This is a genomic window from Deinococcus sp. QL22 (assembly GCF_023370075.1).
Lineage (GTDB): Bacteria > Deinococcota > Deinococci > Deinococcales > Deinococcaceae > Deinococcus.
On the sequence record NZ_CP097153.1, the window covers coordinates 205,489 to 217,654 of the forward strand.

At 62.3% G+C, this 12,166-nt stretch carries 12 protein-coding genes; 3 read left to right on the forward strand and 9 right to left on the reverse strand.

Annotated features, from left to right (window positions below; genetic code table 11):
* Window positions 1-44: 44 nt before the first annotated feature.
* The 6 genes from M1R55_RS25660 to modA form a co-directional block, all read right to left on the reverse strand.
* Window positions 45-923: a carbohydrate ABC transporter permease gene (locus tag M1R55_RS25660; RefSeq protein WP_249395821.1), complete on the reverse strand. Its 879-nt coding sequence runs from the start codon at window positions 921-923 to the stop codon at window positions 45-47.
* Window positions 913-1,854: a carbohydrate ABC transporter permease gene (locus M1R55_RS25665; RefSeq protein WP_249395822.1), complete on the reverse strand. Its 942-nt coding sequence runs from the start codon at window positions 1,852-1,854 to the stop codon at window positions 913-915. Before M1R55_RS25665 ends, M1R55_RS25660 begins: the two co-directional genes overlap by 11 nt.
* 342 nt (window positions 1,855-2,196) lie before the next feature.
* Window positions 2,197-3,489, reverse strand: coding sequence for an ABC transporter substrate-binding protein (locus M1R55_RS25670; protein ID WP_371827315.1), 1,293 nt, complete (start codon window positions 3,487-3,489; stop codon window positions 2,197-2,199).
* Window positions 3,490-3,552: 63 nt separating this feature from the next.
* On the reverse strand, window positions 3,553-4,233 hold the full coding sequence (locus tag M1R55_RS25675; protein WP_249395823.1) for a glycerophosphodiester phosphodiesterase: 681 nt from the start codon (window positions 4,231-4,233) through the stop codon (window positions 3,553-3,555).
* A 95-nt stretch (window positions 4,234-4,328) separates the two neighbouring features.
* Window positions 4,329-5,060 carry an ABC transporter permease gene (locus M1R55_RS25680; RefSeq protein ID WP_249395824.1) on the reverse strand — a complete coding sequence of 244 codons (732 nt, stop codon included), beginning with the start codon at window positions 5,058-5,060 and terminating at the stop codon, window positions 4,329-4,331.
* A gap of 137 nt (window positions 5,061-5,197) precedes the next feature.
* Window positions 5,198-5,953 carry a molybdate ABC transporter substrate-binding protein gene (modA, locus tag M1R55_RS25685; RefSeq protein ID WP_249395825.1) on the reverse strand — a complete coding sequence of 252 codons (756 nt, stop codon included), beginning with the start codon at window positions 5,951-5,953 and terminating at the stop codon, window positions 5,198-5,200.
* A gap of 289 nt (window positions 5,954-6,242) precedes the next feature.
* Between modA and nhaA the strand changes: the two genes are divergently transcribed.
* Window positions 6,243-7,553 carry a Na+/H+ antiporter NhaA gene (nhaA, locus tag M1R55_RS25690; protein WP_249395826.1) on the forward strand — a complete coding sequence of 437 codons (1,311 nt, stop codon included), beginning with the start codon at window positions 6,243-6,245 and terminating at the stop codon, window positions 7,551-7,553.
* A 217-nt stretch (window positions 7,554-7,770) separates the two neighbouring features.
* A complete protein-coding gene (locus tag M1R55_RS25695) occupies window positions 7,771-8,631 on the forward strand; it encodes a hypothetical protein (RefSeq protein ID WP_249395827.1) in 861 nt (286 codons plus the stop codon).
* 65 nt (window positions 8,632-8,696) lie between these two features.
* Here the strand turns inward: M1R55_RS25695 and rfbB are convergent, their stop codons facing one another.
* The 3 genes from rfbB to M1R55_RS25710 form a co-directional block, all read right to left on the reverse strand.
* Window positions 8,697-9,737, reverse strand: a complete 1,041-nt coding sequence (gene rfbB, locus M1R55_RS25700) for a dTDP-glucose 4,6-dehydratase (RefSeq protein WP_249395828.1) — start codon at window positions 9,735-9,737, stop codon at window positions 8,697-8,699.
* 246 nt (window positions 9,738-9,983) lie between these two features.
* Complete coding sequence (locus tag M1R55_RS25705; RefSeq protein ID WP_249395829.1) at window positions 9,984-10,856, reverse strand: hypothetical protein; 873 nt, start codon at window positions 10,854-10,856, stop codon at window positions 9,984-9,986.
* A 192-nt stretch (window positions 10,857-11,048) separates the two neighbouring features.
* Entirely contained in the window at window positions 11,049-11,711 is a 663-nt protein-coding gene (locus M1R55_RS25710; protein WP_249395830.1) for a hypothetical protein, read from the reverse strand.
* Window positions 11,712-11,873: 162 nt separating this feature from the next.
* Between M1R55_RS25710 and M1R55_RS25715 the strand changes: the two genes are divergently transcribed.
* Complete coding sequence (locus tag M1R55_RS25715) at window positions 11,874-12,137, forward strand: hypothetical protein (protein ID WP_249395831.1); 264 nt, start codon at window positions 11,874-11,876, stop codon at window positions 12,135-12,137.
* The last annotated feature ends 29 nt before the right edge of the window (window positions 12,138-12,166 follow it).

The following is a 12,166-nucleotide window of genomic DNA, read 5'->3' on the forward strand; positions in this document are numbered from 1 at the left end:
CTGAGTCGAGGCCCGCCTTTCTTTGTTGGGAGATCAGTTTAAATTCACTTGTCTTCCGTCAGCGCAAAGCCCCGGCTGAACTGCTTTTGCAGGGCGGTAAACACGACCAGCGGCGGAATCATGGTCACGATGGCGCCCGCCATGACCGCGCCCCAGTCGGTCTGGCCGCCCACTTCGATCAGACGGCGCAGGCCGACTTGCACCACCTGTTTGTCGTCGTTTTGCAAGATCACCAGCGGCCAGATGTACTGATCCCACGCGTACACGAACTGAATGACGGCCAGCGCCCCGATCGTGTTCCAGCTCATGGGAATCAGGATGCGGGTCAGGTAGGTCAGCGGGCCGCAGCCGTCTATGCGGGCGGCGTCGGCCAGACTGGTCGGAATGTTCATAAAGTGCTGCCGGAACAAAAAAGTTCCCGTGGCACTTGCCAAAAAGGGCACGATGATCGCGGCGTAGGTGTCGGCCCACCTCAAGTCTTGGCTGACCAGATCGAACAGGGCGATGATCAGGACTTCGGTGGGCAGCATCAGCGAGAGCAGCACCAAGGTGAAGGCGAGGCCCTTGAGGGGAAAGCGGAAATACACGAAGGCGAGGGCGGCCAGCAGCGACAGCACGGTTTTGCCCAGCGTGACCGACACCGCCAGCACGGTGCTATTCCACATATAGCGCCCCAGCTTGGCATCCACCCACACACCCGACAGGTTGTCGAAGAATGCGCCGCCCGGTATGAGTTTGGGACTGATGACCTCGCTGGAAATCTGGGTGGATTTGATCAGCGCAAAGATCAGGGGGGCGCTGATGACGAGGATGGAGATGATCAGAGCTAGATGCGTGACCCAGACGCGTCCGTGCCTGCCCTTGCTCCGGCCCGCGCCTAGCTTCGGCACGCCCACCACACCCGCCCGCACTTCACGCGCCATAGTGCACCCGCCGTTCTCCGACGCGGAACTGCATCCACGTGATAAAGGCCACCAGTGCCAGCATCAGGGCCGCCTGAGCCGCCGCCGCGCCTGTTTTAAAGTTCACGAATCCGTCCTGATACAGCTGATACACGAGGAACGTCGTCACCCCGGCGTTGCCCGTGTACGGCCCGCCTTTGGTCAGAATGTCGGTGAGCGCAAAGGAGTCGAACAGCGCCGAAATGACGTTGGTGAAGATCAGAAAGAAGGTGATCGGCGTGAGCAGCGGAAAGGCCACCCGCCAGAACACCTGCGCTCCCGACGCGCCGTCTATTTCGGCGGCTTCCATCACGTCGCCGGGCAAGTTTTGAATAGACGCCAGATAAAAGACGATGTTGTACGCCAACCCCTTCCAGATGGCGGCCAGCGTGACCAGCCCGAAGGCGAGGCTGGGCGTGTCCAGCCAGCGCGGGCGCACATCGAACAGCGAGCCGAGAATCTGATTCACCAGCCCGATTTCGGGATTGAACAGGAACAGCCACAGTGTGCCCGCGATGGCCGGACTGAGCGCGTAGGGGTAGATGAGGAGCAGGCGGTAGGTGTTGGCCCCGCGAATGGGGCGGCTCGCCAGCCACGCCAGCCCCAGCGCCGACAGCAGGCCAAAAGTGACGGTCAGCACGGTGAAGACCAGCGTTTGCAGCGCCACCTGGCGGTAGGCCGGACTCAGGAGCAGTTCGGTAAAGTTCGCCAACCCCACAAAACGCTCGGTGCCGAGGATCACGTTGGCGCGGTAGGCCGCCAGCCGCAGGGTTTGCAGCGCGGGCAGGTACACGAACACGGCCAGAATCAGCAGGCTGGGCAGCAAAAACACCCACGGCAGCGCTGTGCCCCGGAACACGGCGCGTTCTTCGGCCTCGGTGGGTTGCGGGCGGGTGGCAGCGGGTTTCAGCATGGTCGGCTTCTCACAGGCGGGACTCCTTAACGCGGCTTCATGGGCAGTGCGGCTTCTGAAATAACGGGTGCGGCCCACTTTCCCAACTCCGGGGAAGGCAGGCCGCCAAAAGGTCAATCGGGTGAAGCGGGCTGAACAACGACTCTCAACATGGGCAACACCTTGAAGGCATTGAGGTGGAAGGTGAACCCCCCGTTGCTTTTGCACCGCCCCCCTTAAAGGTGGGGACTAAAAGCTTTTGTGCTCCCCTTAAGGGGGCTGGCTGCGAAGCAGACTGGGGGGTTCACCCGAAATCGTTAACGCCCGCCAAACCCCACCACCTCTGGAATCAACTTCCCCGGCTCACTTGAAATTGGCGTTGTATTCGTTCAGCGCGGCGTCAGCACGGGCTTTGGTTTCTTTCAAGGCAGCGTCTACACTCTGGCCTGCCAGCACCTTCTGAATGCCTTCCTCGATGATCTTGCGGGTCTGGATGGCCGCGCCGTTCAGTCCACCCGCAGTTGCAGCGCTGGGAATCGTTTTGGTCAGCTGATTAAAGGCCACCAGTTGCAGCGGCGACTGGGTAAACCAGCCCTGCTTGCGCAGCAGTTCGATAGAGCTCTGGCGCACGGGGTAGTAGCCGGTCAGCTTGTGCCAGTCGGCCATATTTTTGGTGTTGGTCATGTACAGGGCAAAGTCCAGCGCGCCCTCGGCCTGCGGCTTGCTGATGCCCTTGGACACCCATAGCGACGCCCCGCCGATGACGACGCCGTTGCGCTTGGTGCTGTCGGCGATAGGCAGCACGCCCACGCCCACCGTAAAGCCACTGGTTTTGGCTGCGTCACGGATATTGCCGATGTCGGCGGTGGAGGTAATGTGGAAGACGGTCTTCTGGTTCGTGAAGATGGCGTCGCTGCCGTCCCAGTCTTCCAGTTTACCCGTGTAGGTGTAGGCCTTGTTGGCCTGCAAGGTCTTGAAGAACGTGAAGATATTCTTGGCAGCGGCGCTGTCGAGGTTGGTGGCGGTAGCGCGGCCCTGACGCCCGTTCCCGTTGTTGAGGAGCGCCGCGCCCTGCTGCGCCATCCACTGCTCTATGAACCACCCGTTCAGGCTCATGCCGAAGCAGGTTGCGCCCAATTTGGCCGCCTCAATTTTCTGGCAGGCTTTCAGCATCCCGCCGAAGGTGGTGGGGGGCGTTTTGGGGTTCAGGCCCGCCTTTTTCATCAGGTCGTGGTTGAAGTACAGCACCGGGCTGCTGGAGTTGAAGGGCAGGCTGTTGACCTTACCGCCGATGGTGTAGTAGTTGATGACGGGCTTGATGTAATCGCTGAAATCCACGGATTTGATAGAACTGACGGGCTGAAACGCGCCGCTGTCTAGGGCCAGTTGGCTGCCGACTTCAAAAATTTGAACCAGGGCCGGGGCCTTGTTCTGGCGGGCGGCCAGAATGGTGGCCTGAAGGCTGTCGTTGTAGCTGCCCTTGTAGCTGGGCACCACCTTGACGCCGGGATTGGCTTTGTTGAACTCGGCGGCGCGGGCCTGAATCCAGTCGCCGCGCTTGGCGTCCCCAAAGGAATGCCAGAATTCAACCGTGGTCTGGGCAGTGGCCGTACCCGTCAGGGCCAGCGTCAGCAAAATAGTTTTCACGTTGCCCAAAGTAGACGCCTCCTATCAGCCTCCTGTCAAGCGGAACTTAGCTCACACTTGAGCCGCCAGAGTTCAGCGGGCGCCCAGCAACACTTCGGGCAGGTCTCCAATCAGGCCGTCTACGCCGAGGGCCACCAGCCGCGTCACCTCTGCCGGGTCGTTCACCGTCCACGTGTTCACGCGCCAGCCGTGCGCCCGCGCCTGCGTCATCAGGGCGTCATCGATCAGCGGAAACATAGGATGCAGGGCGACTGCTTTCAGTCGGCGCATGGCGAATGGCACGGCGTCCAGCATGCCGAGACGGTAGGCCCGGTGAATCAGCAGGCCGCGCTCTATCGAGGGCGAATGGTGCAGCGCCGCCGCCAGCACCAGAGGGTTAAAACTGCTGATGATCACGTGCCCGCGCAGGCCATACGCCAGCACCGCGTCCAGCGTGCGGTGAACGCGGTCATCAGGGCGGGTGGCCTCGAATTTGATCTCGATGTTCACATAGGCGCCTGTATCGGCGGCCCAGGCGAGGGTGGAGGCCAGTGTGGGCACGTCGGCGGGAAGCGCCGCGCTTTGCATCTGCGGCAGCGGGCGGCCATCTTTGAGCGCGGCGTCGTGATGAATGACCAGCGTGCCGTCACCCAGGCGGCGTATGTCCAGTTCTATACCGTCCAGTCCGGCGTCCAGCGCAGCCTGAAATCCGGCCAACGTGTTTTCGCGGTGCAGGCGGGGGGTGCCTCGGTGGCCCAGCAGCAGAGGTGGCATGGCAGCTAGGGTAAAGGGTAATGGCGGCAGGGGTGTCAAGCTGGGGTTTTAAAGCCGTGGAGAGCAGTGGTCTGGGCTTATGACGCAGAGCGCCGTTATGCCCCGCCCCGCCGCCCCGCCGTCAGCACGCGCACCAGCAGCAGCAGGCCAAAAGCGGAGGCCACCATAATCGCGCTCAGCACGAGGGCAGGCCGCAAATCGCTTTCCAGGGCGCTGTAAATCGCCAGTGTCATGGTGCGGGTTTGGCCCTGAAGCGACCCAGCGAACAGGATGGTGGCCCCAAATTCCCCCAGCGAACGCGCCCACGCCAGCACCACCCCTTCCAGCAAAAACGGCAGCGAGAGAGGTAAAGTCACCCGCCAGAACACGCCCGCGCCTCCGGCTCCGTCGACCCGCGCCGCCGCTTCTATGTCGGGGTCGAAGGCCGAAAAACCCGCTCTGGCTGCGCGAATATAGTAGGGCGCACTGGTGAACAGCAGCGCCAGCACCACCGCCGCCGGACTGAATGCCAGGCGGATTCCGGCCAGTTCCAGCGGACGGCCCAGCAGCCCCGATTGGCCAAACGTGAGCAGCAACGCCACGCCCGCCACCACCGGCGGCAGCATGATCGGCAAATCCAGCAGGGTTTCCAGCAGCGCGTGACCGGGAAAACGGCGGCGAGCCAGAACCCAGGCCGTCGGTGTGCCCAGCCCAACCGTCAGCAGCAGACTGAGGCCTGTTGTCCAGGCACTGACGCGCAGGGCGTCCACGACCACCGGACTGAGCAGCGTGGGCCAAAAGTCAGCGCTGAGGCCACGTGCCAGCAGCACCACTGTAGGCAGCAGCAAAAAAGCCACCAGCACGGCGCTCAGGGCCAGCGGCAGCGGGGGCCAGGCCGGGCGTTTTATAGGCCGACCTGACCTGAATGGAGGGCTTCAGGCGGAAGCAGAAGCGGAAGGCGGCGCGGGACGAACACGGCTCTAATCTACCGCGCCCCGACAAAACCCCATTTCTTCAAGATGCGTTGGCCCTCGGCAGACAGGACGTAGGCCACGAAGGCCCGCGCCGCCGCTGGATTCTGGCTGGCGGTCAATGTGCCGATGGGATAACTGACCAGCGGATTAAACCGGGTGGGCAGGCCGATGGTTCGCACGTCTTTTTTCAGCGCGGGCGTCACGTCGCTGACATAAACCACGGCGGCGTCACCCTGGCCCAGCTGGATTTTTACGGCCACCTGCCGCACGTTGGGCTCTTCACTGACCACGTTGGCCTGCACGCGTCTGCTGAAGTCGCTGCCGTAGGTTCCGGCTCTGGCGATCAGATCGAAAGCTTTGCGGCTGGCGTCGCCCACAGGCACGGCTTTATCGGCCAGCACCAGCTGCACGCCGGGGCGGGCCAAATCGGCCAAGGTCTTGACCGCCGTACTGTTCCTGGGCGCGATCACCGTCAGGCGGTTGCGAACGAAGGTCTGGCCTGGCGCGGCGCGGCCTGCTTCCACCAACGGATCGTACTGGGCGGCGTTGGCACTGGCGTACACGTCGGCCCGCGCTCCTTGCCCCAGCTGCGTGCGCAGAAGTTGAGATCCGGCGAATTGAAAGGTGGTGCGGTGTCCAGTTTGGGCATCGAACTTGTGGCCGATTTCGCTGAAGGCGTCACTCAGACTGGAGGCGGCGAACACAGTCAGTGGGGCGGCGTGGGCCGGAAAAACGCCCAGAGCGAGGCAGGCCAACAGGAAACGCATGGAGGCCAGTATGTCGTGTTGTGGCCCAGCTCAAGCCTCTGTGCCTCCCTTTACATCTGGCTCATGTCGGTGCCCTCGCCAATTCTCCTCCCGTATACTTAGAGAACAGCAACGCCGCTTTGTCGGCAGGTACCAACGGCTATACGTTGAACTGGTGGAGTCCGCATGTCGGCCTCCACCATTGTTTTTTGTGGCGTTCGTTTTGACAGCAGTGACCCGCCCCTGTTTCGCCCCGGCACATTTGCTGCTGTTCCCCTTTGAGATAGACGTTTTTGTTGTTGGAGGTTCCATGTCTACGTCCCCCGTCTCAGGTTCCAGTGTTTCTGCCTCTCCATTTGCCCGCTTCGTTCAGAATGGCGCGTTTGCTGGCCTCCTGTTGGTCTGCACGGCGCTGATCGCCTTCGTATGGGCCAATTCGCCCCTGCGTGAGAGTTACACCGCACTGCAGCAAACCTACTTTTCTCTGAATCTCGGCAACTCGTCTCTAAAACTCTCGCTGGAACACTGGGTTAACGACGGCCTGATGGCGGTGTTTTTCCTGTTGGTCGGGCTGGAAATCAAGCGCGAACTCCTGATTGGCGAATTGGCTTCGCGGCGGCGGGCGACGTTGGCGGTCGCGGCAGCGGCGGGCGGCATGCTCGTTCCGGCGGGCTTGTATGCCCTGCTGAATGTGGGCGGGCCAGGGGCGTCGGGCTGGGGCGTGCCGATGGCCACCGATATCGCTTTTGCGCTGGGTGTGTTGGCGCTCCTCGGTTCCCGCGTCCCTGTGGGCCTCAAGGTCTTCCTGACCGCCCTCGCCATCGTGGACGACCTCGGCGCGGTGTTGGTCATCGCGCTGTTCTATACCTCGGGCGTTCAAGGGGTGTTCTTGGGCTTGGCCGCCCTGACGTGGGTGGCGGCTCTGCTGTTCGGACGGCGCGGCTTCGTGAGCCTCAAACTGTACGGCGTGCTGGGCGTACTCCTGTGGTTTTTCGTGTTGCAGTCGGGGCTACATGCCACCATCGCTGGGGTGCTGCTGGCCTTTGCCGTGCCTATTCGCAAGCCCAATCCTGCCGGATACCTAGCCTCGCTGACCAACGCCGCCAAACCCGGACGCGGCGAGCAGGTCGGCGCACGGCTGCGCGACCTTGAAGACCGCTTGGAGCGTGCCCAGAGTCCGCTGCACCGACTGGAACATGCCCTGCACCCGGTGGTCACCTTTGCCGTGCTGCCCGTTTTTGCGCTGATGAATGCGGGTGTGGCCGTGTCTGCGGGCGGCTTGGGCACCATTTCTCTGGGAGTCATCTTTGGGCTTCTGATTGGCAAGCCGCTGGGCGTGGTGGGCGGCGCGTGGTTGGCCGTCCGGCTGGGGGTGGCGTCCCTCCCCCGGCGCGTCACTTGGCCGCAGATGATCGGCGCGGGACTACTGGCGGGCATCGGCTTTACCATGAGTCTGTTCGTGTCCAACCTCGCGTTTGATGACAGTGCCCTGCTGACTCAGGCCAAACTGGGTGTGCTGCTGGCCTCTGTTTTGGCCGCCGTGCTGGGCGCGGGCTGGCTGATGCTGGTCACGCGCAAGGGAAAGAAGCCTGTGGCGGTCAAGCTCGTTCCTGAGACTTGAAAATGGAGGTTCGGGCAGGCGTCTGATGGGGGCATCTGCCTGGTACTTGCTCTGGTGGAAAGCAGCAGACGAATGAATCGTTGAACCACTTCCACCGGAGCGCCAGCCTGGGTCTGAACGTGCCGCTTCTGTGGCTCACTTGGCCTCAGAAGCACGAGGCATTCCGGTATACAAATAATTACATCTGGCTTTGATCTCGCCTACACTGACCGGCAGCATGCATCCACGAGAAGAACGTGCCCTGATTCTGATTCAGGCGCTGCGGGACGCGGATCTGGAGCGGTTAACAACGACGCTTCACACCGCTGGATTACTGAGCCGCCCCCTGCCGCAAGTGCGGGCCAACCTCAAGGCTATTTTTGCTCAGGCGCAGGCCGATCATGTCAACCTGCTGCATCCGCCCGCCGATTTTCAGGGCTGGCTGTCTGGGCCGCTGCACCACCACCAACACGGCAAGCCTGTCAGTTCCAATACCGTCATTGCCCGCCTGAGCACGCTGCGCAACGTTTATCAAGTGCTCCTACGAGAAGACCTGATCGGGCGCGACCCACTGCGCGATTATCCCGCCCCGCCGCCGGTACGCTCCACCGATCCGCTGCCTTCCGCCGCCGAAATCCGGCAACTGCTGCTGCACGCAGGTGCCCTTGACGACGTCCTCTGCGCGGCCCTGACCCTCACCTACGAACACGCGATGCAGGCCCGCGAACTCGTCGCGTTGCGCTGGGGGGCGCTCGACTCGGCACGGGGTACCCTGCTCCGCCGACGCACACTCAGCCTGCTCAGTGCCTCGGCCCAGGCCAGCTTAAACCCGCTGCTGGCACGTGCAGGCGGGCCGCTACATGCCCCAGAGGAAATGAGGATTTTCCCGTATGACAACCTTGACGCCCTCAGGCTGCAGACCCTGAAACTGTGCCGCGCCGCCAACGTGGAGTTCATCAGCCCTGCCGTGCTGCGGCGCTGCGGCTTACGCGACCATGACCTGACCGCGCAGCAGGCCGGATTCAGTGATCCGCAAGCGTACAAATTGGCGCTGGAGGTGGCGCAGGCCTTGGGCGTGCGGGGGGAAGTGGAGGGTTGAGGCTGGCGTCAGGCCGCCGCATTCACGCCCCAGCAGATTCGGTTTTTAATTCTTTGACACTGGGTTCACAGGTCGGTGTCCGGCAGGCGTTGGCCGTAGTGCTCCTGATAATACTGACGAAAAGTGCCGTTACGAATCGGTTGCCACCACTCGGCATGGCCAGCGTACCAGCGGGCCGTTTCGGCGATGGCCTGCTGGCAGGTGTACTGCGCTGCCCAGCCGAGGGCATGCAACTTGCTTACGTTCAGCGAGTACCGGCGGTCATGACCGGGCCGGTCTGTCACGTGTTCAATCAGGCAGCGGTCTTTGCCCAATGTCCCCAGAATGACGTCAACCATCTCCAGGTTGGTGATGTCTTGCCCCGTTCCGACGTTGTAGATTTCTCCTGCTGTGCCGCGCAACAGCACGGCTTCGATGCCCGCGCAGTGATCGTGAACATGGACGTAATCTCGCTGCTGAAGGCCGTCGCCGTAGATGGGCAACTGTTGACCGAGCAAGGCATTGGTTGAAAACAGGGGCACTGCTTTTTCAGGATGCTGATAGGGGCCAACTGTGTTGCTGCCGCGGGTGGTGGTAACCGCCAAACCGTAGGTGATGAAATAGGCCTGTGCCAGTTGATCTGCCGCCGCTTTGCTTGCCGCGTAAGGACTCCGGGGCCACAGCGCGTCGTCTTCTGAACGCTGTTGAGGCTCAGGCACATGCCCGTACACCTCGTCAGTAGACACCTGATGCAGCCGGATTCCCAGCTCACGGGCCACTTCCAGCAGAACGTGGGTGCCCCGCACATTGGTTTCGGTGAACACCAGGGGGCGGGCAATCGACTGATCCACATGCGTCTCTGCGGCAAAATTGACGATCAGGTCAATGGCATACTCATGACAGGTCTGACGAACCCGCTCCAGATCAGTAATGTCCCCCAGAACGAAATGCAGCTGTGGATGGCCCCACAGTTCGCCTAGATTTTCCCGGCGGCCCGCGTAGGTCAGCAGGTCGTATACCACGACTGTGCTGAGGGGAAAGCGCGACAGCCAAAAGCGGACAAAGTTGCTGCCTATAAAACCGCAGCCACCAGTCATGAGCAGGCTACGGGGGAAATCAGCACTCATTTGAAGGACTCTCCAGGGGCTACCGCAGAGGTGCGCCCGGCATAGCAGCCCAACAGTTGACCCAGCCTAGGTTGTGAAACGGTCAAGTTCGTCAACAGACGCCCCCCATGTGGTCGAGTCAGGTTCTAGCACAGCAGGGCCACTTTTCCGCCTCCGCCCGCACAACTGAAGGTGGGGCAAACAGGCTTTTCCCGTCTGCCCCACCTTCACGCCCCCGATTTCAAGAGGGCAGCCCCTAACACATGTTCAGCGGTCGACTGAAAAATTCCAGGTCAGGGCCGCGCCTGCCGTGCCACCCGCGAACATCTTGGAGAACGGCGTGGCGGTCAGGCGGTGGTCGCCGGGCGAGAACACGCTGCCGTCACAGGCATAGAAGTTGCCCTTTGTGCCGGAGTTGTCGCGGCCATCGACGCACAGGGCAAAGGGCGCTTCGTTTTCCAGCACCGTTTTGCCGTCGCGCACGAAGCGCACGCTGCCCACGCCCGCAGAAACATTGGCCCGCACGTTCAGGCGGGGCGGGAGGTTAGAGAGTTTCAGCCGCGCTCCGGCGGGAATGGGGTCGTAGCCGGGCACCGGGCGGTCTGTATCGGCATTGATCAGGGTCAGGCTGGTCACACTGAGGGCCGGAGCCGCCGCCCTGACGATGTTGAGCGTGACCCGCACGCTGGGGCCTGCCGCGCCGCTGGCGCCGCTGGAGGCGTAAGAAGTGGCACTGATTTGGCGCGTACCGGGCGCGAACACGTTGGGTGCACAGGCCGCAAAATCGCCGCCCGTATTGCTGCACAGGGCGTAAGGACCACTGCCTTCGGTACGGAAGTTGCTCTGGTTATCCAGCCCGAAACGCACGCTGCCTATTTTGCCCGCCGTGTTGGCCCGCACGTTCAGGCGCGGCGGCAATTTGGAGAGGTCGAGGGTGGCGTTCGGCGCAATCGGGTCGTAACCGGGCACCGGGCGGTCGGTATCGGCATCAATGAGGGTGAGATTCAGAACGGTTGGATTGACGACGATGGACTGGGTCTGCACCTGGGCGGCAGCGAACGGGACAAGGCTTCCAAAAGTCAGGAGCGCCAAGACTGGCCGGATCAACTGGGGGGAACGAGCAGAAAACAGGGTAGACATAACACTCCTTGATGGGGGACACGGGAAATGACCCAAACGGGCCGACCCATGGTGAGGGAATCCCTCCTGCCGGAGAGTTTCTCACTTGATGTACCGCGCCAGCATGACGCCGTGCTGACTGGGCCTCACAGGCTTTTCTTAACGTCGCCACGCTGGGTGGAGTGACTGGAATACGAGAAACGGCGGCCAACCTCAGCGCCGCCTGACGCCCCGGAACAGCACCACCAGGGCCAGCACCACCACTGCTGCCGCACCCCCCAGCAGCCCGGAGCGCAGCGGCCCCGGTTGGGTCAGACGGGCCAGCAAGGTGGGGTTGTCTCGCCGCCAAAGAGCCGTCAGGTCACGGGCCTGTTCCTCGCCCCAGCCGATCATGACCGCTTCAAAGGGCCGCCCGCCCGCCGCCTCCGCATACAGTTCAGACCATCCGGCGCTAAAGCTGCGCTTTCCAGTGGAGACTTCAGCCCCAGCCGCATTGACCTTCAACGATACGGTATAGCTGTAGGTGTCCTGTCCGTAGCCGATATAGCTGCGTGGGTCGAGGTAGCGCACGCTGGCCCGCGCCTGCGTTTGGCCGACTTGCCCGGTGCAGGAGGGCCGCTGTTCGTAGCGCACCTGACCTTGCTGGAGGGCGGTGGTCAGGCGCTGCGTCAGGGCTGCTTGCAGTTGAGGCCGGGCCTGCGCCACACGTTCAGGCGGCATGTCCTCGAAAACCACCTGTACCGCCGCTGGGTCTAGGCACAGGGTTACGCCGCGCAGGTCGGAACCCGTTTGTCCGTGTGCGCCCACACTGCCCAGCACGGCGGCCACCATGAGGGCACAGAAACGGCGGTGGACGGAGCGTGGAACGCGGGGCATCTGCTCTTAGCTTAGCGGAAGGCAAGTGAAATGAAGCTGCCTGACGGGGAACTGAGACTGCGAGGTGCCAAGTCGCTGACAAGCCACCCTCCCCCCATCAGACACTGTGTCACACGTAACAAAGCGTGCAACAGATGCGGGCCAGCATAATGGGTGTCCGTCATGCAAGCCAAAAAATGGCTGGTCGCGCTGCGTTGGGCAGACGGCGAACGGTCGACTGTGCTGTACGAGGGGCCGCTGTGGGTGGGCAAAGTGAGCCAGGCGGTGCATGTGCTGGCCCAGGCCGAACACCACCGCCGCCGAGAGACCGAACCTGATTTGCCTGCTCAATTGGAATACGAGATTCGTTCCTTTACGGCGGCCCAAGACAGCGGCAGAACAAGAGACAAGAATCTTTTTGGTACGCCTGATACGGATTCCTTATGATTCACGCGAACCATAGACTATTCAAATCT